Consider the following 22,626-nt stretch of genomic DNA (forward strand, 5'->3'; position numbering starts at 1 on the left):
TTTCTCCTTCACTCTTATGCTTGCCGCTCGGTAAGACTCTACCGGGGCAAGTCGCGGAAGCCAGTCCGCCGTCATGACATCGCGTTCGATTCAGAGTAGCTTTGCGGAGTGCTGACAATTCTCAACGCCGCGAAGCGGGTGTTGGTGGGGCGGCCGTTCCGGAACGACCGCCTGGCCCACACCCTGCTTCCCAAGCGCATCGCGCTGCCGATTTTCGCTTCGGATGCCCTGTCCTCCGTGGCGTACGCCCCTGACGAAATCCTGCTGACGCTGGCCCTCGCGGGCGTGAGTGCCGTGGCCATTTCGCCGCTCGTAGGCCTCGCAGTCATGGTGGTCTTGCTCACGGTTGTTGCCTCGTACCGGCAGAACGTGCACGCCTACCCTTCAGGTGGCGGCGACTACGAAATCGCCAACGTCAATCTGGGGAAGTTCGCGGGCCTGACGGTCGCCGCGGCTTTGTTGGTGGACTACGTCCTCACCGTCGCCGTGTCGATGTCCTCCGCGGCGGCGTACCTGACCACGGCGATCCCTTCGCTGCATGGGCAGCAGGCGCTCATCGCCACAGTGGGCGTCATAGTCCTGGCACTCGTGAACCTGCGCGGAATCAAGGAAGCCGGCAGTGTCTTCGCGGTTCCCACCTACATCTTCATGTTCTCCATCCTGGGCATGACGGCCGTCGGTATCTTCCAGGCGGCCACAGGCCAACTCGGCCAGGCTCCCTCGGCAGCCTTCACGATCGTCCCGCAAGAGGGATTCGACCAGGGACTCGTGGGCCTGGCAGGTGCGTTCCTGCTCCTGCGGGCCTTCTCCTCCGGCGCGGCCGCCCTGACCGGTGTGGAGGCCATCAGCAACGGCGTGCCGAACTTCAAGAAGCCCAAGAGCAAGAACGCGGCCACCACGCTCTTGCTGCTCGGAGTCATCGCCTCGGCCATGCTCGCGGGCATCATCTACCTTGCGAATGCCACCAAGGTCCACATCGTGCTGGATCCGGCCAAGGAATTCCTCCTGCATGGCCAACCGCCCCCGGACGACTACATCCAGAACCCTGCCATCAGCCAGATTGCACAGACGATCTTCGGCGCCGGGTCCATCCCGTTCTACGTTGTTGTCGCCGCCACCGGCGTCATCCTCGTCTTCGCCTCCAACACGGCGTTCAACGGATTCCCGGTCCTGGGGTCCATCCTCGCCCAGGACGGCTACCTTCCCCGCCAGCTTCGGACCCGCGGAGACCGCCTGGCCTTCAGCAACGGCGTCCTGGCCCTTGCGGCCGGGGCCTTGGTCCTCATCATTTCCTTCAACGCCGATGTCACCAAGCTCATCCAGCTGTACATCGTTGGCGTCTTCATTTCCTTCACGATGAGCCAGCTAGGCATGGTGCGGCACTGGGGCCGGGAACTCAAACTTGCGCAGGACAAAGCCGTCCGCCGCAGGATCGTGAAGTCCCGCACCATCAACGGACTGGGTTTCGCCATGACGGCGCTGGTACTGACCATCGTGCTGATCACCAAGTTCGGGCAGGGCGCCTGGATCGCCCTCCTGGCGATGTTCATCCTGTTCCTCATCATGTGGAGCATCCGCGCCCACTACGACAATGTGGCCAAGGAACTGGCCGTTGACGAGGATTCTTCCCCGCGTGCATTGCCTACCCGGGTCCACGCCGTGCTGCTGGTGTCCCATGTCCGCAAACCGGTGCTGCGCGCCCTCGCCTACGCCCGGGCATCGAGGCCGTCCCGGCTGGACGCCATCATCGTCGACATCGACCACGAGGAAACGGCTCACACGGTCGAGGCCTGGGACAAGCTGGACATGCCTGTCCCGTTGACCGTTTTGGCGAGCCCGTACCGGGAAACCGTCACGCCCATCCTGGACTACGTCAAGAACATGCGCCGCGATTCCCCGCGCGACCTGATCGTCGTCTACATCCCGGAGTACGTCGTCGGCAAGTGGTGGGAACAGCTCGTCCACAACCAGACCGCCCTCCGCATCAAGGCCCGGCTCCATTTTGAACCCGGCGTCATGGTGGCCAGCGTTCCCTGGCAATTGAAGTCCTCCGAAGAAGCAAAGGCATTGCAGGATACCTGATGACCCACCCCAGCAACCCCGAATCCAGCTCGCCCACGGCCCAGGACGGAGCTGCCACGGAGCTGGTGGTGGACGTCGGCCCCATCGCCCACGGCGGCCACTTTGTCGCACGGCACGAAGGCCGGGTCATTTTTGTCCGGCACGGCATCCCGGGGGAGAAGGTCCGGGTCCGGCTGACCGACGCGGGTGAGTCTTCCCGTTTCTGGCGTGCCGACGTCGTCGACGTCCTGGAAGCATCAGAGGACCGGACACGCCATTTCTGGCCGCTCGCCGACTCGCTTGCCGCCTGGCGCAAGGGCGGTCCGCCCGTGGGCGGGGCCGAACTCGGGCACGTAACACTGGAACGGCAGCGCTTTCTCAAAGCCGAAGTCCTCGCCGAGCAGCTCAAGCGGCTCGCCGGCGTCGAACTCGATGTCGAAGTGGAGCCGGCGGCCGCCGGTGATTCGGGCTCCGCCGGCGATACAGGGTCCGACGGCGATACCGGGCTCGGCTGGCGGACCCGTACCAGCTTTGCTGTCACCCCAGGTGGCCGGCTCGGGATGCATGCCCACCGCTCCGACGTCGTGATTCCGGTCCACGAGATGCCCTTGGCACTGCCGGGGATCAACGAGTTGCGGCTCTGGGACATCGACCTGCGGGGGATCTCACGGGTGGAAGTGGCCGCGCCTGCCAACGGATCGCGTCCGCTCGTCCTTCTCGCCCCGGAAGAAGGTACCGATGCCCGGCGCCTCAACCGGATCCTGGGCCAGCTCCCGCATGACGTCTCAGTGGCAAGCTTCGACCCCGCGGGCGGCGAAGTCCTGCAGCTGCGCGGCAGGACGTGGGTCCAGGAATCGGCTGCCGGTCACGACTACCGTGTGACGGGAGAAGGGTTCTGGCAGATCCACAAGGATGCGCCCGGGACCCTGGTGGGGGCGGTGACCGGATTCCTGCACGACGGCGGCTACCTCCTTCCGGGATCGGCCGTCGCCGATCTTTACGCGGGAGCCGGATTGTTTACGGCGCCCTTGGCGGATGCTGTGGGGATCACCGGTTCGGTGCTCTCCGTCGAAGGATCGCCCGGGACCAGCCGGGATGCCCGCAAGAATCTGCATGGAGAGACCCAAGTGGAAATTGTCCAGGGCAGGGTGGAACGCGTGCTCAGGCAGCGCCCCCGGAGCTTCGATGCCTTGGTGATCGACCCGCCGCGGGCCGGAGCGGGCAAAGCCGTGGTCAGCCAGCTCATCGAGTCCGGGCCGCGGGCAATCGCCTATGTGTCGTGTGATCCGGCCTCCTTCGCGCGTGATCTGGGGTACTTCCGGAACGGCGGATGGCAGCTTGAATCCCTCCGGGCCTTCGACTTGTACCCGCACACACATCACCTCGAGACCGTTGCGTTGCTGGTGCCCGCGGCATAGCCGCCACTACGATGGTGGAGAAGTCCTACGTCGCGCTTCACTTCTCCACCGACCGCACGATGCCCAGATTAGGTTTGCCTAACTAGCTAGCGGTCAACCACGCGACAAAGATGAAAGCTGTTGCGAGAGGAGTCCTGCCATGAGCACTGTGGACAGCTTCGGTTCCAAAGGCGTACTGAATGTAGCCGGCACCGATTATGAAATTTTCCGGTTGAACTCCGTTGAGGGCGCAGACCGCCTTCCGTTCAGCCTTAAGGTATTGCTTGAAAATCTCCTGCGGACGGAAGATGGCGCCAATATCACGGCCGACCACGTCCGCGCCCTGGCTGGCTGGGATCCAAATGCCCAGCCGGACACCGAGATCCAGTTCACTCCGGCCCGGGTCATCATGCAGGACTTCACCGGGGTTCCCTGCGTCGTTGACCTTGCCACCATGCGTGAAGCCATCAAGGACCTCGGCGGCGACCCCAAGCGCGTCAACCCGCTGGCTCCGGCTGAGATGGTCATCGACCACTCCGTGCAGATCGACGCCTTCGGCAACTCCGGCGCCCTTGAGCGCAACATGGAGATCGAATACCAGCGCAACGGCGAGCGTTACCAGTTCCTCCGCTGGGGCCAGACTGCTTTTGACGACTTCAAGGTTGTTCCCCCGGGAACCGGCATCGTCCACCAGGTCAACATCGAATACCTGGCACGCACCGTCATGACCCGCGAAGTTGACGGCGTCCTCCGCGCCTACCCCGACACCTGCGTCGGCACGGACTCCCACACCACCATGGTTAACGGCATGGGCGTGCTGGGCTGGGGCGTCGGCGGCATCGAAGCCGAGGCTGCGATGCTGGGCCAACCCGTCTCCATGCTGATCCCGCGCGTTGTCGGCTTCAAGCTCACGGGTTCCATCCCCGCGGGCGCTACCGCCACGGACGTCGTCCTGACCATCACCGAGCAGCTGCGCAACCACGGCGTGGTCGGCAAGTTCGTGGAGTTCTACGGCGAAGGCGTTGCGGCTGTGCCGCTGGCCAACCGCGCCACCATCGGCAACATGAGCCCGGAGTTCGGTTCCACGGCAGCGATGTTCCCGATCGACGACGTCACGCTCGAGTACTTGCGCCTCACCGGCCGCTCCGATCAGAACGTCGCCCTGGTCGAGGCCTACGCGAAGGAACAGGGCCTCTGGCACGATCCCTCGCACGAGATCAAGTTTTCCGAGTACCTCGAGCTGGACCTGTCCACGGTTGTTCCCTCCATCTCGGGCCCGAAGCGTCCCCAGGACCGCATCATCCTCACGGAGTCCAAGGCCCAGTTCCGCGAGGACCTGCGCAACTACGTGAAGGAAGACCTGGCCGACGGAAGCCTGGACGAAGCGATTGACGAGAGCTTCCCGGCCTCCGATTCGCCGTCGTTCACCGCCTCCGCGACCCACCTGGCCGACGTAGCGCCGCACGCACACGGCCCGAAGTCCAACGGTCGCCCGTCGACCAAAGTGAGCGTCACAACAGCTGACGGCCGCGAATTCGAACTGGACCACGGTGCAGTTTCGATCGCCTCGATCACCTCCTGCACCAACACGTCCAACCCTTCCGTGATGCTGGCTGCGGCGCTGCTCGCCCGCAACGCTGTCGACAAGGGCCTCGCCTCCAAGCCGTGGGTCAAGACTTCGGTCGCTCCCGGCTCCAAGGTTGTCACCGACTACTACGAGAAGTCCGGCCTGACCCCATACCTGGAGAAGCTCGGCTTCTACATCGTGGGCTATGGCTGCGCGACCTGCATCGGCAACTCCGGACCGCTCGACGCCGAAATCTCCGAGGCTATCCAGGCCAACGACCTTTCCGTCGCGGCTGTCCTCTCCGGCAACCGCAACTTCGAAGGCCGCATCAACCCGGACGTCAAGATGAACTACCTGGCCTCGCCGCCGCTGGTCATCGCCTACGCCCTGGCCGGAACCATGGACTTCGACTTCGACGCGGATCCGCTGGGCCAGGACCAGGACGGCAACGATGTCTTCTTGAAGGACATCTGGCCCAATCCTGTCGAGGTCCAGAAGGTCATCGATTCCTCGATCGACAAGGAAATGTTCGCCCGCGGCTACGAAGGCGTCTTCGACGGCGACGACCGCTGGAAGGCACTCGAGACCCCGGCAGGCGACACCTTCGCCTGGGACGCCAAGTCCACGTACGTGCGGAAGCCCCCGTACTTCGAAGGCATGAAGGCACAGCCGGAACCGGTAACGGACATCGCCGGCGCCCGCGTGCTGCTGAAGCTCGGCGATTCGGTCACCACCGACCACATCTCCCCGGCCGGCTCCTTCAAGTCGGACACCCCTGCAGGCCAGTACCTTCTGGCCAACGGTGTGGAGCGCAAGGACTTCAACTCCTACGGTTCACGCCGTGGCAACCACGAGGTCATGATCCGCGGAACCTTCGCGAACATCCGCATCAAGAACCAGCTGCTCGCTGACTTCAACGACGGTGCGGGCGTCGAGGGTGGCTTCACCCGCGACTTCACCCAGGCGGACGGACCCCAGGCCTACGTCTACGACGCTGCCCAGAACTACCAGGCAGCCGGCACCCCGCTGGTGGTCCTGGCAGGCAAGGAGTACGGCTCCGGCTCTTCCCGTGACTGGGCTGCCAAGGGAACCGCGCTGCTGGGTGTGAAGGCTGTCATCGCCGAAAGCTACGAGCGCATCCACCGCTCCAACCTCATCGGCATGGGCGTCCTCCCGCTGCAGTACCCGGCCGGTGAATCCGCTGCGTCGCTTGGCCTGGTCGGCACGGAAACGTTCTCCGTCGAGGGCGTCACCGAGCTGAATAACGGCACGACGCCGAGGACGCTCAAGGTCACGGCAACGGCAGAGGACGGCAGCACCAAGTCCTTCGATGCCGTGCTGCGCATCGATACCCCGGGCGAAGCGGACTACTACCGCAACGGCGGCATCCTGCAGTACGTTCTGCGCCAGATCTCCGCGTAAGGGCCCGAAGTAAACCCGGCAACGCTTTTCCGCCGGGTTTACTTCGGAAGCGCGGAGATCGTTTCGGCACACTAGCGCGAACTCTGCCTGAGCTATAAGGCAACAGCTACAGCCCCGGCTGGTCATCGACCGGCCGGGGCTGTAGCCTTTCCTGCGGCTTGGTGCCGGCCAAGGCGTTAGAGTTGTATAGCACGTCAATCACCTTAAGGAGGGGCCGTTGGGACTTTTGGAGACAATCCGGAACCCGCAGGACCTGAGCAAGCTCACCAGTCAGCAGTTGGAGCAGCTTGCAGGCGAGATCAGGACTTTCCTCATCACCAACGTCGCTCAAACGGGTGGTCACCTTGGACCGAACCTTGGCGTGGTGGAACTCACCATGGCCATCCACAAAGTCTTCGATTCGCCGCGTGACAGCATCGTTTTCGACACCGGCCATCAGTCCTACGTCCACAAATTGTTGACCGGCAGGCAGGATTTCAGCACCCTCCGGCAGCAAGGGGGCATGTCCGGCTACCCCGATCGTGCCGAGTCCGAGCACGACATCGTGGAAAGCTCCCACGCCTCCTCTTCCTTGTCCTGGGCCGACGGTATCTCCCGGGCCCGCCAGTTGACCGGTGAGGGCGATCGCTGCGTTGTCGCCGTCGTCGGAGACGGCGCCCTGACGGGCGGCATGGCGTGGGAAGCGATCAATAACATCGCCGCGGACAAGCGACGCCGCGTAGTGATCGTCGTCAACGACAACGGACGCTCCTATGCCCCTACCGTGGGCGGTGTGGCAGACTACCTCGCTTCACTACGCCCCACGATCGACTCCCTCCGGGCAGCACCCACCTACGAAGTGGTGTTGGACTGGTGGAAGAAGAAACTTCAAAGCGGCGGACCGATCGGCCAGTTCACCTATAAGAGCCTGCATGCCATGAAGAAGGGCATCAAGGATTGGTGGGCTCCGCAAGGCATGTTCGAAGACCTCGGCATGAAGTACATCGGCCCTGTCGATGGCCACAACGTGCGGGCCCTTGAGCACGCGCTCACCACTGCCCGCAACTATGGCGGCCCCGTGATCGTCCACGCGATGACCGAAAAGGGGCACGGTTACGCGCCCGCCCTCGCCAACGAGGCGGACCAGTTCCACGCCGTCGGGATCATCGATCCCGAAACCGGCGAACCCACCGAAGCCGGTGGAGCCCGCTCGTGGACCTCGGTGTTCGCCGAGGAAATCGCGGACATTGCCGATGAACGCGAAGACATCGTAGGCATCACCGGGGCCATGCTGATCCCCGTCGGTTTGCACAAGTTCGCGGAACGGCACCCGGAACGAGTGATCGACGTCGGCATCGCCGAACAGCACGCCCTCACCTCGGCCGCAGGCATGGCCTTTGGTGGACTGCACCCTGTCGTCGCCGTTTACGCCACGTTCCTGAACCGCGCCTTTGACCAGCTCCTCATGGACGTTGCCCTGCACAAAGCCGGAGTGACGGTTGTGTTGGACCGCGCCGGCGTGACAGGCCCGGACGGAGCCAGCCACCACGGCATGTGGGACATGGCGATGGTCCAGATCGTTCCGGGGCTGCACCTCGCGGCTCCGCGGGATGCCAGCCGCCTGCGGGAAGAGCTCCGCGAGGCGGTCGCCATCGCCGACGCACCCAGCGTGGTGCGCTTCTCCAAGGGCAGCGTCGGAAGTGAGATCGAAGCGATCGAACGGCTTTCCGACGGCGTCGACGTGCTGGCGCGCCGCCCCGAAGGCTCCACGGAGAACGATGTCCTGATTGTCAGCGTCGGCGCAATGTCCGAGCTAGCCCTCGACGTCGCGTCCCGGCTCGGATCCCAAGGCATCAGTTCCACAGTGGTGGATCCGCGGTGGGTCCTGCCTGTTCGCAAGTCCATCATTGCCCTCGCGGCCCGGCACCGATTGGTGATCTGCATCGAAGACGGCGTCCGAGCGGGCGGCGTCGGATCCCGGATCCGCCAGGAGATGCGCGCGGCCGGCGTGGACACGGCCCTCAACGAGGTGGGGCTTCCGGTCGAATTCCTCGACCATGGAACCAGGAGCCAGGTCCTTGAGCGGGTGGGGCTCACCGCCCAACAGATCACGCACGACGTCGTCGCGCAGGTTCTGGGGACAAAGGTGCCTTTCGCGCGGCCCCTGCCAGGACAAGAACACCCCAGCACAGGCAGTCTCCCCAAGCTGTGAACGGCCTGTTCCGGGCGATATCCAACAAACAGCACCCTTCGACGGCACAGGTCCAAACAGTACCTGCGCGGAGTGGTTCAGAAAAGGACAGGCATGAGCGGCATCATCCGCACGTATAAGCGCGACGACGAAGCGGTCCTGCATTTCCGGGAGGCTTGGTATGACGACGAATTCAAGCAGTTCGTCATCAACCACGGGGTCGTAGGACACCAGAGCAGTACTGACGAAACCGACGTCGAGGACGAATCCGCCGTCGAAGGACTTATGACGGCCTTTGCCGTGCAATGCGAAGAGGACGGCTATGCGGAGATTCCCGAGGAAGAGCAGTTTTGGGTGGTCGCGCAGATTGCGCTGAAGACGAAGGACGGCACCGACCGCGACCGTTACCTTGAACGCAAGGCCAAGGCCGCTTTGATGAGCGAACTGGCCTGGCGGGGACTGGGTACCGTGGATCGTTCCGAGATCGGCGACTCGAAGCTCAACATTTTCTGCCTGTGCCCGGACGTCAACAAGGCCGTGAACGCGATCAAGGTGTGCATCCGGGGAGAAGACCTGGACTTCACCAAGCTGAGCATCGCTGCCGCAACCCATGCTGAACCCACCGCCTTCAAAGTGAAACACTCGCCGAAAACCGGCGCGGGCTTTACCCTCTAAGGACCATATCTCCGCTTCGAAGGGACAAACATGGCGCCCAAGAGCAACTGGCCCGGACATACTCCGCTGCCGAAGGGCTTGTCCGCTCCGGCACGAAGGGCACTCGCCCACGAGGGTCTGGAAACCTTGGAGCAGCTCGCCGAATTCGGTGAGGCGCGGGTGGCGGCCCTGCACGGCATGGGCCCCAAGGTCATGGCCCAGTTGCACGACGCGATGGAAGAGGCAGGAATAGCCTTCGGATCCTGAGCGGCGGATCGGCCAGTGCGGGCGTTGTAGGGTGAAACCATGACTGAATATCGCCGTCTTGGAAATTCCGGATTGACCGTCTCAGTAGTCGGTTTGGGGTGCAACAATCTCGGCCGGGCCAATACGGCCACGGAATCGCAGGAGGGTACCAACGCGGTAGTGCATGCCGCCTTGGATGCCGGCGTGACCCTTTTCGATGTTGCGGACGTCTATGGCCGGGAGCCAGGCCTCAGTGAGACCATGCTGGGCGTCGCCCTCAAAGGTCGCAGGGACGACGCCATCGTGGCCACGAAATTCGGCATGGATATGCACGGCGCCAACGGCAACGATTTTGGTGCCCGGGGATCGCGCCGCTACATCATCCAGGCCGCCGAGGCATCGCTGCGCCGCCTCGGCACAGACTGGATTGACCTGTACCAATACCACACGCCGGACCCTCTCACCCCGGTTGACGAGACCCTCGCCGCCCTCGATGACCTCGTGACAAGCGGCAAGGTCCGGTACCTCGGCCATTCCAACCGTGCAGGTTGGCAGATCGCCGAAGCCGAATACGTCGCCCGGATGCAGGGCGGTGCGCGGTTCATTTCGACGCAAAACCACTACAACTTGCTGGACCGCCGCGCGGAACTCGAAGTGCTGCCGGCCGCCCGGGCTTTCGGGCTCGGTGTCCTGCCGTATTTCCCCCTGGCGAACGGCCTCCTGACGGGCAAGTATGCTCCAGGCAACGCCCCGGAAGGATCGCGCCTCAGCCACACACGGACCAACATGGTGAACGACGCCGACTGGGTCCAGCTGGGCCGCTTCAGCCAATTCGCCAAAGAGCGGGACCTGAACGAACTGCAGGTGGCCTTCTCCTGGCTGGCCGCCCAGCCCGCAGTCAGCAGCGTTATTGCGGGAGCCACCCGCCCGGAGCAAATCTCCGAGAACGCGAAGGCGGTGCGCTGGGTGCCCACGGCAGAAGAACGCGCCGAATTGGATGACATCTTCCCCCGCACGCCCAAGGTTGCCCTTTTCTAAGGAGCGTTCCATGAGCGGGGAGCAGGCAGCGGTTGCAGGCCAGCGCGAGTCCGTGAGCTTGCTCGTGGACTGCGACACGGGAATCGACGACGCCCTTGCCTTGGCCTATTTGTGCAGCCAGGCGCATGTGGAGCTTGTATCCGTGAGCAGCACCCCGGGCAACGTCGCGGCGGAGCAGGTGGCACGCAACAACCTGTCGCTGCTCGAGTTGTGCGGCCGCCCCGAGGTGCCCGTTGCCATCGGTGCCCGGGCTCCGTTGCGGATCCCGCTGACCACCACTCCGGAAACCCACGGGCCCCAAGGCGTCGGCTACGCCGAGCTGCCGGAACCGCACGGAAAAGTGCACGCCGTCGACGCCGTCGAGCTCTGGGTCGAAGCGGCCCGGTCACGGCCGGGGGAGCTGACCGCCCTGCTGACGGCGCCCCTCACCAACTTCGCCCTCACTCTGCGGGCCGAGCCGCGGCTACCGGAGCTGCTGCGCGGCGTCGTGATCATGGGTGGCAGCTACTACTATCAGGGCAACACGACACCCACTGCCGAATGGAACACCCACGTTGATCCGCACGCAGCGGCCGAGGTGTTTGCGGCCTTCTCCGGACTTCCTGAGGAACGCCTGCCGGTGGTGTGCGCCCTGGAGACCACGGAACGGATCGAACTGACACATGAACACGTGGCCGCCCTGGCTTCCGAGGCGGGTTGCACCGAGCCGGAACTTGTCCTTCCGGAGCAGCCGGAGGGGCGGCGCAGCATGGCTTCGAACGAACTCGTGCGGCACGTCAGCGATATGCTTCGCTTCTATTTCGAGTTCCATCGCCGTTACGGCCAGGGCTACGTGGCGCACATCCACGACTATTTCGCCGCGTCCGTCGCCGCCGGAACCGCCAGGTACGGCACCCGCACGGCAACAGTGCACGTCGAGACGGCGGCCCCAAGACTCATCGGAACCACCGTGGCGGACTTCCGCGGACTGTGGGGCGAGCCTCCCAATGCGCGCATCGTCTCGGAGAACCACCCAGGGGAGGCCTTTGCCGAATTGGTGAGCTCATTGGGCGGCCTTGCCCGGAGGCTGCCGGACACTACCGGATGGGAACGTCCCTGAAACGAGGTGGAACATGACGGATCCGTTGGCGGCCCCGCCGCGCTGGCGTCACCACCTCAAACGCGCTTCCAGTGCAGGACGCGACGTGATTGTCGACGCGACGCGCTGGAAACGGGTCGAGATCAACCTGGTCCACGTCCTGACCGCGGGACTCTCACTCGGGGTCCCGATTGTTTTGGGGATCGTCCTTGGTGACATCGGGGCGGGAATGGTTGCCGCGCTGGGCGCGTTGCTCGTCTCCGGCATCGGTCACGTGGGCGGCCTGAAATACAGATCCGCGGAACTGCTCAATACCTCCCTGGCCGGAGCAGGCGGAGCAGCGGCGGGCATGCTGAGCAGTGCCATGCAACCGTGGAGCGGCATCCTGATCGTCGCTCTCGCTGCCATCGCCACTGTCTTTGGCGGTCTTCGACCGAGCGCAGCCAAGGCAAGCACTCAAGCCATCGTCTTCATGATTATCGGCGCGTCCCTCGCCTCAAGTGCCGTGCCGATCGACACCCTGCTATGGTTCTTCGCGGCCGGTGCGCTCGGGGGAAGCTTGTTGGCGCTGCTGGTGTTCGGCGTCGAATACGATCTCCTGGGCAAAACCGCAGCGGAGGTGGCCCCGGCCCGCCGTTCCTGGCCCAAGGACCTCGGCGCATGGCGACGCCGTTTGGCAACCCTGTCCGGATGGCAGTACACCCTGCGCTTGGCGAGTTGCATGATCGTCGCCCAAGTTGTGGCCAATCTCGTGCGCGGTCCACACTCCCAATGGATCCTGCTGACGGTTGTCCTCGTGGTCCAACGCGACCGCCGGGCCGGACTATCGCGCACCTTCCAGCGGGGCCTGGGTACGGCGCTGGGTGTCCTCGTGGGCGGACTGCTTCTCGGTGCCCTCCCCATCTGGGCGACGGTCGGCATCATCTGCATCGTCGGGGCAGCCCGGCAATACCTCAAGGCCGCCAACTACACGGCCTATGCCCTGGTCATGACTCCGCTTGTCGCTGTGCTCAGCGGCCTGGGGCACCAGCTGTCCCCGTCGCTCCTGGGAGAGCGACTGATCGACACCACCATTGGCTGCCTCATTTCGCTGGTCATCGGCTATGCCGCCTGGCGCCGTGCACGGCAGGCGGCATAGCCGAATTCACGGCCGGCCGGGACGGGAAATCGTCCCGCGGCAGGCGCCGGAAAGCTACCCGGCTACCGGCTTCGAAGCGATCCCGGGTGCCAGGAAGCGTTTGCCGTTGACGCGCTCGGAGGCTCCCACCCGGTCCAAATAGGGCGTGATCCCGCCCAGGAACATCGGCCAGCCTGCACCGAGGATGACGCAGAGGTCAATGTCTTCCGGCCCGGCCACCACGCCTTCGGACAGCATGAGCCCGATTTCCTCGGCAAGGGCGTCCTGCGTGCGACGCAGGACTTGCTCGGCCGTGGAAGGCGTGGTGCCGAAGGACATGAGCGCCAACGTCTCCGCCGGGATGACCGGCTTTCCCTCAGGACCCGGGGCCCAGAGTGACTTCACACCGTTGTCAACCAACTTCTGCAGGTTCTGGGATACCGCAAAACGCTCGCCGAAGGCAGCGTGCAGCGATTCCTGGACGTGCTGGGCGACCGGAAGGCCCACCATCGCGCTGAGGGTGAACGGACTCATCGGCAGGCCCATGGGGCGCAGCGCCGAGTCGGCGACTTCCGCGGGCGTGCCTTCGTCGAACGCGGCAATGACTTCGCCCATGAGCCGCAGCAGGATCCGGTTGACGACGAAAGCGGCCGCGTCCTTGACCAGAACGGCTGACTTCTTCAAGCCCTTGGCGAGCTCGAACGCGGTGGCCAGTACTGCGTCGTCGGTCTTCGGAGCCCGCACGATCTCCAGGAGCGGCATGACCGCAACCGGGTTGAAGAAGTGGAATCCGACCAGGCGCTCCGGGTACTGCAGATCCTCAGCCATCGCGGTCACGGACAGCGAGGAGGTGTTGGTGGCGAGGACGCATTCCGGGGAGACGATGGCCTCCACTTCCGCGAAGACCTGCTTCTTGACATTGAGTTCTTCGAAGACAGCCTCAATGACAAAGTCGGCATCGGCGAATGACTCTTTGGAGACGGAGCCGGTGACCAGGGCCTTGGTCCTGTTGGCGGCGTCGGAGCTGATCCGCTTCTTGCCGAGCAGCTTGTCCACCTCCGCATGGACGTAGGCGACCCCTTTGTCCACGCGCTCCTGGTCGATGTCCGTCAGGACGACGGGCACCTTGAGCTGGCGTGCGAACAGCAGGGCGAGCTGGCTCGCCATCAGGCCGGCACCGACGACGCCGATCTTCGTCACCGGACGTGCGAGCTTCCGGTCGGGCGCACCGGCAGGCCGCTTGGACCGTTTCTGCACGAGGTCCAGGAAAGCGTAGACGGTGGAACGGAACTCGTCCGTCTGCATCAACTCTGCGAGCGTCTCGCATTCCAGGGCCGCGGATTCCGCCTTGCGCATGGTCCGGTTGGCCTCGAGGATATCCAGCACCTTGGCCGGAGCCGGTGATGCGTTCGAGGTCTTAGCTTCCACCAACGCCCGGCCCGCTGCCACCGCGCCGGCCCAGCGTTCGGCAACTGCGGGATCCGCCGGATCCACGGAGTTGCTCCGTTCCGGGACGACCTCGCCCGCGATCACCTTCGCGGCCCAGGCAATGGACTGCTCCACGAAATCCGCGGGTTCGAAGATGGCGTCGGCAATGCCTAGCTGGAAGGCTTGGGGGCCGGTGAGCGTGCGGTTGTTGCTCAGCGGGTTCTCGATCATGACCTTGACGGCGTTTTCCGGGCCGATGAGTCGCGGCAGGATGTAGACACCGCCCCAGCCGGGGACGAGCCCGATGAAGGCCTCGGGCAAAGCGAGAGCGCCGGCGCCGGTTGAAACCGTGCGGTACGTGGACTGGAGGGCGATTTCGAGACCACCACCGAGCGCGAGGCCATTGATGAAGGCGAAGCTCGGAACACCCAGATCGGCGAGCGTCGCGTAGACGTCGTGGCCCAGCTGCGCCATCCAGAGGCCGTGTTCGCGCTCTTCGAGCTGCTTGACCGCTGAAAGGTCCGCTCCGGCCACCAGGAAGTACGGCTTGCCCGTGACGCCGACGCCGACGATCCCGCCGCGCGCAGCGCGATCCTTGAGCCCTTCAAGTACCGTCCCGAGCTCGACGAGGGTATTGGGTCCGAGGGTGGTGGGCTTGGTGTGGTCCAGGCCGTTGTCGAGGGTGATCAGGGCGAACGTTCCGGCGTTGCCGGGGAGTTCGATGTCCTGCACGTAGGAGTGGGTCACGGTCTCGTCCGGGAACAGTCCGGCCAGTTTCTGGAATTCGGCGGCGCTCATGCTGCGGCTCCCTTGCTCTCGGTGTCGGCGGAGGTCTCTGTTCCGCTGTTGTAGCTGTTGTAGTCGGGGTGGTGCGGGTTCTCCCAGATTACTGTGGCGCCCATTCCCAGGCCGATACACATGGTCGTTATGCCGTACCGGACTGACGGGTCTTCTTCGAACTGGCGGGCCAATTGGTTCATGAGCCGCACGCCGGACGATGCGAGGGGATGACCGACGGCGATTGCCCCGCCGTAGCGGTTGACGCGCGGGTCGTCGTCTGCGATTCCGAAGTGGTCCAGGAAGCTCAGGACCTGAACCGCGAAGGCCTCGTTGATCTCGAAAAGGCCGATGTCCTCGATGCCGAGCCCGGCGTTCTTGAGCGCCTTCTCGGTGGCCGGGACCGGTCCGATGCCCATGACTTCGGGTTCGACGCCGGCGAAGGCATAGGAGACGAGGCGCATCTTCACGGACAGGCCGAGCTCCTCTGCAGCCTCCGCGGAAGCCAGGACTGCCGCCGTCGCGCCGTCGTTCAAGCCGGCGGCATTGCCTGCGGTCACCCGGCCGTGGGCCCTGAACGGCGTGCGCAGCTCCGCAAGGTCATCCACCGTGGTCCCGGGGCGTGGAGGCTCGTCGACGGTGTTCACTGTCCAGCCCTGTCCGGGTTTCATCGTGGCGACCGGGACCAAGTCGGGCTGGATCTGGCCCTTGCCGTAGGCGGCAGCAAGCTTGGCCTGGGACGCCGCGGCGTAGGTGTCCGTTCGCTCTTTGGTGATCGACGGGAAACGGTCGTGCAGGTTCTCGGCGGTGTTGCCCATGTTCAGGGCGGCCGGATCCACGATCCGCTCGGACATGAACCTGGGGTTGGGATCCGCGCCCGCGCCCATGGGGTGGTTGCCCATGTGCTCTACGCCGCCGGCAATCACGACGTCGTACGCGCCGAAACCGATGCCGCTCGCCGTCGTCGTGACCGCGGTCATTGCTCCGGCGCACATGCGGTCGATCGCAAAGCCGGGCACGCTGCGGGGGAGGCCGGCCAGGAGGGCCGCGGTGCGGCCGATGGTCAAGCCCTGGTCGCCGGTTTGCGTCGTAGCGGCGATGGCGACTTCGTCAACGCGTTCGGCGGGCAGGCCTGGGTTGCGACGCATCAGTTCGCGGATGCACTTGACGACGAGGTCATCGGCACGGGTGCCCGCATAGATGCCCTTTTCGCCCGCTTTGCCGAACGGTGTCCGGACACCGTCCACGAAGACGACGTCGCGGACTGCCCGCGGCTTGGCGCTGTTCCCGGTGTGGCTCATGTGTGGCTCCTCGTTGAGACATGGATGCCGGACAGCCCTCACAAGGGAAGCCGGTGTCATTGACGGCAATGTTACTCGCCGGTAACTTAGCGCGCAAGGAGACCAATACCGATCCTCGCTCACATATGAGGCGTTTCCGGCGGACTCTCGCTCACATATGAAGGGTTTCGAGCGGACCCTCGCTCAGATCTTTAACGAATGCCCTTGGAAAAGGGCCTATATGTGAGCGGGCGTTGTGCCGGAAGGGCGTATATGTGAGCGGGCGTTGCGGAGGGACGCGGGAACCTCGGTCTAAGGGGCCGGGGTCCGTTCTTTGGAAGCCGGGTTCCGTGGCTCTTTGGGTTCCTTGGGCGGCAGCGGTTGCGGATTCAGTGACGCCTCGGTGAGGATCGGCGCCGTGATGGCGATTTGCCACTCGCGGGCGCCGAGGGTGCGCAGCTCTTCCGACACGGACTCCACAGTGATGTCCGACGGCGGCCGCCACAGCACGCGCCTCATGTAATCCGGAGTGAGCAGGTTCTCCACCGGAAGTTTGAGCCCCTCGGCGGCCTCTTGAAGCCGGGGCCGGGCGGTCCCCAGGCGGGCCGCGGCTTCGGGATCGCGGTCTGTCCAGACGCGTGGTGGCGGGGGAGCGTTGGTTGGAAGATGCAGCGGTGGAACGTCTTCGGTGTTCCGCCCGCCGGCAATGCAGCGCAGCCAGCGGGGTGCTTCGCGCTGTGCGGCCCGCCCATGGAAGCCTTTGGTGGCGAGGAGCTGCGGAACGGTTGTGGGCATGGCCTTGGCCGCGGCGACCAGGGCGGAATCGGGAATGAGGCGGCTGGGAGCAACATCCCGTTTCCGCGCGAGCTGATCCCGTTCATACCAAAGCTCGCGCACGGCAGCCAACTGACGGCGGTCACGGATCTGGTGCAGTCCGGAGGTCTTGCGCCACGGGTCCACCCGCGGGGCTGGAAGGCCTGCTCCGAGGATGCCGGCGAATTCCTGTTCGGCAAATTCCAGCTTGCCATCCGCTTCCAGGAGTTCAATGAGTTCTTCGCGCAGTTCGGCGAGCACCTCGACGTCGAGGGCCGCGTACCGCAGCCAAGGTTCGGGGAGGGGGCGGGTGGACCAGTCGGCGGCCGAGTGTTCCTTGGCGAGGCCGAAGCCCAGGAGCTGCTCGATGACGGCTGCGAGGCCCACGCGTGGCAATCCGGCAAGGCGTGCGGCGAGTTCCGTGTCGAAGAGCTTGTCGGGCCACATGCCAAGCTCGGCCAAGCATGGAAGATCCTGCGTCGCGGCGTGCAGGATCCACTCGACGCCGCGCAGCGCTTCGTTGATGATTTTCAGGTCATCGAAGGGTTCCGGGTCGATCAGCCAGGTGCCTGCGCCGTCGCGCCTGATCTGCACAAGGAAGGCACGCTGCCCGTAGCGGAAGCCGGAGGCACGTTCGGCGTCGACCCCGGCGGGGCCGGATCCCGCGGCGATGGCAGCGGCGCATCGCTCGAGGCCGGACAGGGTGTCGATGACAAGGGGCACGCCCTCGCGCGGGGCATCCAGATCGATGATCTCGGGTATCCGGCCTTCGAAGCCGTCTACCGTGATGTGTGGTGTCGGATCAGCAGCCGGAGCGCCGGCCGTGGTGGGTTCCAGGTTTTCAGGGGTCATGGTGCCTTCAGTTTACCGACTCTGTGCGGGGCCGGTCCGGTCAGGGATTCGAGCGGACTCTCACGGACTTCATGTGAGCCGCCGATTAGGCAGCGGAGTGACGCCGGGAGGCATAGGAGGGAGCCCCGCGAATGTGCAGACCATGTCGCACCATGCCTCCAGATGGGCCTGGACATCTGAAGACGCAGGTGTCCATGAGGCACGGAGTTCGATGTCGATGGTTTCCGGTCTTTCGGCCAGGGTCCCGAAACTCTCGGACAGGATGCGTGTGGCAGTTCCCCCCGCCGCGCGGTACTGGGCTGAATGGTTTTCAAGGGCGTCCACGAGCCATGTCCAGGCCACGGAACCGAGCATGGCATCGTTGCCCATGTCGGCTTCCAGCTGGGCCCGGATATAGGTGACGATCCGGAATTCCCCGTCCCATACAGCCGAGCCGTCGGGATCGTGGAGCAAGATGAACCTGCCTGTTGCGAGCTCATCGTCTTCATCATCGGCCGTGCCGGGGGAGCCCGGGGTGTTCTCCTTGGAAAATGCCATGGCAGCGGGGCCATGGACAGGGGTCCGGCCGGGACGCATCGACCGGCTGAAGACCTCTGCCCCCAAGGCCACGGCGTAGGGGGCCAAGCGGGAGGGGGCCGGGATTTCCGCGAGCCGCAGCTCGCTCCGGCACTTTGCTTTTCGTAGCGTTCCCAACGCATGCAAGAAATCCGCGGGAACCTGTGCGAGTGCGTTCACCTTCGCAGATTATGTGTCCGGGGCGGCGAAACCTTGAAGCCACGCCGCCCCGTCCGGTGCCCTATGCGGACGCCAGTTCGCGCTTGATTGCGGCAACGAAGGAATCGATGTCCTCTTCCGTGGTGTCGAAGGAACACATCCAGCGCACCTCGCGGTTCGCTTCGTTCCAGTCGTAGAACTTGAAGGAGGAGCGGAGGCGATCGGCGACGCCGGCGGGGAGCACCGCGAAGACTCCGTTGGACTCCGTGGCCTGCGTAGGCTCCACACCCTCGATGGAGTCGACCGCCGCGCGCAGCCGTGAGGCCATGGCATTTGCGTGTTCCGCAGAGCGAAGCCACAGCCCGGACTCAAGAAGCGCGATGAACTGGGCCGAAATGAAGCGCATCTTGGAGGCCAGCTGCATGTTCATCTTGCGCAGGAACTTCAGCCCATGGGCGGCCTCCGGATTCAGTGCGACCACTACTTCGCCGAACAGCAGCCCGTTCTTGGTGCCGCCGAAGGACAAAATGTCCACGCCGGCGTCGCGGGTGAACGTCCGCAACGGCACGCCCAGGTGGGCGGCGGCATTGGCGAGCCGGGCACCGTCCATGTGCAGTTTCATGCCCTTGGCATGGATGTGGTCGGCGATCGCCCGGATTTCTTCCGGCGTATAGCACGTGCCGAGTTCGGTGGTCTGGGTGATGGAGACGGCCAGGGGCTGTGCACGGTGCTCGTCGCCCCAGCCCCAGGCTTCGCGGTCGATCAATTCCGGAGTCAGCTTGCCGTCCGACGTCGGGACCTGGAGGAGCTTGATGCCGCCGATCCGCTCCGGGGCGCCGTTTTCGTCCATGTTGATGTGGGCGGTCGATGCGCAGATGACCGCACCCCAGCGCGGGAGAAGTGACTGCAGGGACAACACATTCGCCCCGGTGCCGTTGAAGACGGGGAAGCACTCGATGCCGGTGCCGAAGTGCTGCTCCATGACTTCCTGGAGCCGTTCCGTGTACTGGTCCTCCCCGTAAGAGACCTGGTGGCCGCCATTGGCTGCGGCAAGGGCCGCCAGGATCTCAGGGTGGACGCCTGAGTAGTTGTCCGAGGCGAAACCGCGGACGGAGGGATCGTGGAGACGCCCACTGGCTTCCGTTTCGAGGGCAGCCGGGAATTCTTCTGTAGTGCTCGTCACTTGTTCATTCACGCTTTCAGTCTATTTGGCCAGGAGGAGGCGCTGTCCGTTCAGTTCCGCTGCCGGCTTGTCGAAGAGCCCGACGGCGGCCGCCGCCAAGTCTTCAACGTCCGTGTATCCGGGGAATTTCCGCTCTGGATGTTCCCTCCGCATCGCCGAGTCCAGGAGTGACTTCACCACGAAGACGACGGCTGCGCTGTGTTGCTCCACGGGTTCGTCCTTGTTTCCTGATTGATCGCGGCGGAACCCGTCGGCCACGGCCAGGGTCCAGGTCTCCGCGGCAGCTTTGGCCGCCGCGTAGGTGGCGGCTCCGGCGGTAGGTGCGGCGACCGCCGTCGAACTCACCATGGCGAAACGTCCCGTGGGGGAGGAAGCGAGATCCTTGTAGAAGACCCGGGAGACGTTTCTCAGGGTGGTAACGGCGCTTTGCTCAAGGGCGGCCCAGTCTTCGTCGGGCTGGTCTTCGATTCCCTTGGCGCCGCGCCACCCTCCCACCAGGTGGATGACGCCGTCGACCCTTTCCGTGCTCCCGTGGATCTCCGATGCGAGTTCGCGCACGGACTCCAGCCGGGAAAGATCGCACACCAGGGGAGTGACGTCGTTGCCCGCCTCGGCCGCTGCGGACTTGATGCGGGCCTCGTTCGAGCCGATCGTGAAGACCCGGTGCCCGGCCAGCGCGAAGGCGCGGGCGACAGCGATGCCGGAGGAGTTGCTGCCACCGGTGACGACGACAGTCAGCGGTTCGCCGGTCATGAGGCTGCGGTCGTTCCGGTGATACCGGTGGTTGATTCGATGATCGGGCGCATTTTCTTCTCCAGTGCTTCGTAGAACATGGACAGGGGGAATTCGTCGTCGAGGACCTGGTCGGTGAGGCCGCGGGGCGGTCCGTCGAGCGGCAGTGCCTCTGGGCCCTTCGCCCAGACCGAAGCCGGGTGCGGAGTGACAGTACCGGAAATGAGCTTATACGCTGCGAGCCAGTGGGCAGCCTTGGGGCGGTCGATGGAGCGCCAGTACAGTTCTTCGATCCGGGCGCCGAGCTCGATGACGACGTCGGCGGCCTCGTCCCAGTCGATGCTGAGCTTGCTGTCGGTCCAGTGCAGGACGTGGTGCTGGTGCATCCAGGCGAAGAGGAGCTGGCCGCCCAGGCCGTCGTAGTTGCGGACCCGGTTGCCCGTGATCGCGAACCGGAAGATACGGTCGAAGATGACGGCGTACTGGACGAGCTTCGCGTGGCGCCGGGCGTCGGGGGAAGCGTCCTCGTCCTTCTCGATCCGGACGGATTCGCGGAAGGCTGTCAGGTCGCAGCGGAGCTCTTCGAGCGAATAGAGGAAGAACGGCATCCGCTGCTTGATCATGAACGGATCGAAGGGAAGGTCGCCCCGCATGTGGGTGCGGTCATGGATCAGGTCCCACATGACGAATGTCCGCTGCGTGAGTTCCTGGTCATCCAACAGCTCGGCTGCATCTGCGGGCAGCTTCAGGGATGTCGTTGCGGCGGCCGCTTTGAGGACACGGCGGAAGCGTGCGGCCTCGCGGTCCGCGAAGATGGCGCCCCACGTGAAGGCAGGCGTTTCCCTTACGGCAACGGTCTCGGGAAAGAGCACGGCCGAATTGGTGTCGTACCCGGGGGTGAAGTCCAGGAAACGGATGGGTACGAACAGCTTGTTGGAGTATTCGCCGGCCTCCAATGCGCCGATGAACTCGGGCCAGATCACCTCGATCAGGACAGCTTCCACAAGACGGCTCGTGCTGCCGTTCTGGGTGTACATGGGGAACACCACGAGGTGCTGGAGCCCGTCTTCGCGGTGTTGCTGCGGCTGGAAGGCCAGCAGCGAGTCGAGGAAGTCCGGGACTCCGAAGCCGGCGTCGGCCCAGCGGCCGAAGTCCGTGACCAGGAGTTCAAGATAGGCGGCGTCGTGCGGGAACGCGGGAGCCAGGCTCTTGATGGCCTCCATGATGGTGGCCGTGTAGGCCCGGGCAGCCTCGTGGTGGAGGGAGTCCTGGATGGAACCATCCTGGACCTGGAACGCCTGGAGGGCGGTGGCTGCGGCCTTCAGGGAGATCCAGTCCCGGTTGTCCGAGGTGATGCGTGGACGGGTGGTGGTAACGGTGGTGGTCATCGTCGACGGTGCCTTTCCTCAAGAATCATTGTTCTGAGGTGAGCGTAGCAAGCGGCCAGAGTCGCTAATTCAAAAGTGGCCCGAGCATAAGAAACTCTTTCGCAAGTGGTTCCGGCAGCCCCCGGAAGATCCAGCCCGGGGAGGGCTGGCCTTCGGGGGACTGCCGGTAGCTCCGCCTTGGCTTGGGGATCCAGGGCCCGGACCTACCGCCCGGGACTACTGCCCGGCCGGGGATTCGACAAGCTTGAGCGAAACGGAGTTTATGCAATACCGCTGGTCCGTAGGTGTGCCGTAGCCCTCACCCTCGAAAACGTGTCCCAGGTGTGAATCGCAATTGGCGCAGCGGACCTCCACCCGTTCCATTCCCAAAGTACGGTCATGGATGTACCGGACGGTGCCTTCCGCTAGCGGTGCCCAGAAAGACGGCCAGCCGCAATGGGAATCGAATTTCTCGTTGCTGGTGAAAAGCTCTGCGCCGCACGCCCGGCACTGGTACACGCCTGCTGTATGGGTGTCCCAGTACTCACCCGTGTACGGGCGTTCCGTTCCCGCCTGGCGAAGGACCCTGAACTCCTCCGGGGTAAGTTCCTCGCGCCACTCCGCGTCCGTTTTCTCCACGCATTGCCCGTCCTTCGGGACATCCTGGAGGGGAACCCCGGCCAAGGGGTCCGCGGCTTCGAAGTACTTCTTGTTATCTGCAGTGCTCATG

17 protein-coding genes are annotated in these 22,626 nt (G+C 64.6%); 9 read left to right on the forward strand and 8 right to left on the reverse strand.

Annotated elements, in window-relative coordinates; genetic code table 11:
- Positions 1-108 precede the first annotated feature (108 nt).
- The 9 genes from ABH924_RS16640 (at position 109) to ABH924_RS16680 (ending at position 12,771) form a co-directional block, all read left to right on the forward strand.
- Entirely contained in the window at positions 109-2,082 is a 1,974-nt protein-coding gene (locus tag ABH924_RS16640) for an APC family permease (protein ID WP_404500539.1), read from the forward strand.
- Positions 2,082-3,479, forward strand: a complete 1,398-nt coding sequence (locus ABH924_RS16645; RefSeq protein WP_404500541.1) for a class I SAM-dependent RNA methyltransferase — start codon at positions 2,082-2,084, stop codon at positions 3,477-3,479. The genes ABH924_RS16640 and ABH924_RS16645 overlap by 1 nt, the downstream gene beginning before the upstream one ends.
- 139 nt (positions 3,480-3,618) lie before the next feature.
- Positions 3,619-6,447: an aconitate hydratase gene (locus ABH924_RS16650; RefSeq protein ID WP_404500543.1), complete on the forward strand. Its 2,829-nt coding sequence runs from the start codon at positions 3,619-3,621 to the stop codon at positions 6,445-6,447.
- A gap of 217 nt (positions 6,448-6,664) precedes the next feature.
- Complete coding sequence (gene dxs / locus ABH924_RS16655; RefSeq protein WP_404500545.1) at positions 6,665-8,638, forward strand: 1-deoxy-D-xylulose-5-phosphate synthase; 1,974 nt, start codon at positions 6,665-6,667, stop codon at positions 8,636-8,638.
- A 93-nt stretch (positions 8,639-8,731) separates the two neighbouring features.
- A complete protein-coding gene (locus tag ABH924_RS16660) occupies positions 8,732-9,292 on the forward strand; it encodes a hypothetical protein (RefSeq protein ID WP_404500547.1) in 561 nt (186 codons plus the stop codon).
- Between the two features lie 30 nt (positions 9,293-9,322).
- Complete coding sequence (locus ABH924_RS16665) at positions 9,323-9,538, forward strand: hypothetical protein (RefSeq protein ID WP_234750124.1); 216 nt, start codon at positions 9,323-9,325, stop codon at positions 9,536-9,538.
- Positions 9,539-9,577: 39 nt separating this feature from the next.
- A complete protein-coding gene (locus ABH924_RS16670) occupies positions 9,578-10,555 on the forward strand; it encodes an aldo/keto reductase (protein ID WP_404500549.1) in 978 nt (325 codons plus the stop codon).
- A 10-nt stretch (positions 10,556-10,565) separates the two neighbouring features.
- Positions 10,566-11,654, forward strand: coding sequence for a nucleoside hydrolase (locus ABH924_RS16675; RefSeq protein ID WP_404500551.1), 1,089 nt, complete (start codon positions 10,566-10,568; stop codon positions 11,652-11,654).
- Positions 11,655-11,667: 13 nt separating this feature from the next.
- Positions 11,668-12,771, forward strand: coding sequence for an FUSC family protein (locus ABH924_RS16680; protein ID WP_404500553.1), 1,104 nt, complete (start codon positions 11,668-11,670; stop codon positions 12,769-12,771).
- Between the two features lie 54 nt (positions 12,772-12,825).
- On the opposite strand, the gene ABH924_RS16685 is transcribed toward ABH924_RS16680, so the two are convergent.
- From ABH924_RS16685 to msrB, 8 genes are all read right to left on the reverse strand, one after another.
- Positions 12,826-14,976, reverse strand: a complete 2,151-nt coding sequence (locus tag ABH924_RS16685) for a 3-hydroxyacyl-CoA dehydrogenase NAD-binding domain-containing protein (protein WP_404500555.1) — start codon at positions 14,974-14,976, stop codon at positions 12,826-12,828.
- On the reverse strand, positions 14,973-16,256 hold the full coding sequence (locus ABH924_RS16690; RefSeq protein WP_404500557.1) for a thiolase family protein: 1,284 nt from the start codon (positions 16,254-16,256) through the stop codon (positions 14,973-14,975). Before ABH924_RS16690 ends, ABH924_RS16685 begins: the two co-directional genes overlap by 4 nt.
- A gap of 291 nt (positions 16,257-16,547) precedes the next feature.
- A complete protein-coding gene (locus ABH924_RS16695; protein ID WP_404500559.1) occupies positions 16,548-17,900 on the reverse strand; it encodes an HRDC domain-containing protein in 1,353 nt (450 codons plus the stop codon).
- A gap of 69 nt (positions 17,901-17,969) precedes the next feature.
- On the reverse strand, positions 17,970-18,635 hold the full coding sequence (locus ABH924_RS16700) for a DUF3000 domain-containing protein (RefSeq protein ID WP_404500561.1): 666 nt from the start codon (positions 18,633-18,635) through the stop codon (positions 17,970-17,972).
- 61 nt (positions 18,636-18,696) lie between these two features.
- Positions 18,697-19,809: a low specificity L-threonine aldolase gene (locus tag ABH924_RS16705; RefSeq protein ID WP_234750153.1), complete on the reverse strand. Its 1,113-nt coding sequence runs from the start codon at positions 19,807-19,809 to the stop codon at positions 18,697-18,699.
- A 9-nt stretch (positions 19,810-19,818) separates the two neighbouring features.
- On the reverse strand, positions 19,819-20,550 hold the full coding sequence (locus ABH924_RS16710; protein ID WP_404500563.1) for an SDR family oxidoreductase: 732 nt from the start codon (positions 20,548-20,550) through the stop codon (positions 19,819-19,821).
- Positions 20,547-21,917: a DUF6421 family protein gene (locus ABH924_RS16715; protein WP_234750166.1), complete on the reverse strand. Its 1,371-nt coding sequence runs from the start codon at positions 21,915-21,917 to the stop codon at positions 20,547-20,549. Before ABH924_RS16715 ends, ABH924_RS16710 begins: the two co-directional genes overlap by 4 nt.
- 216 nt (positions 21,918-22,133) lie before the next feature.
- On the reverse strand, positions 22,134-22,625 hold the full coding sequence (msrB, locus tag ABH924_RS16720; RefSeq protein WP_404500565.1) for a peptide-methionine (R)-S-oxide reductase MsrB: 492 nt from the start codon (positions 22,623-22,625) through the stop codon (positions 22,134-22,136).
- Position 22,626 lies beyond the last annotated feature (1 nt).

It is taken from the genome of Arthrobacter sp. GAS37, from assembly GCF_044908325.1.
Taxonomy (GTDB): domain Bacteria; phylum Actinomycetota; class Actinomycetes; order Actinomycetales; family Micrococcaceae; genus Arthrobacter; species Arthrobacter ramosus.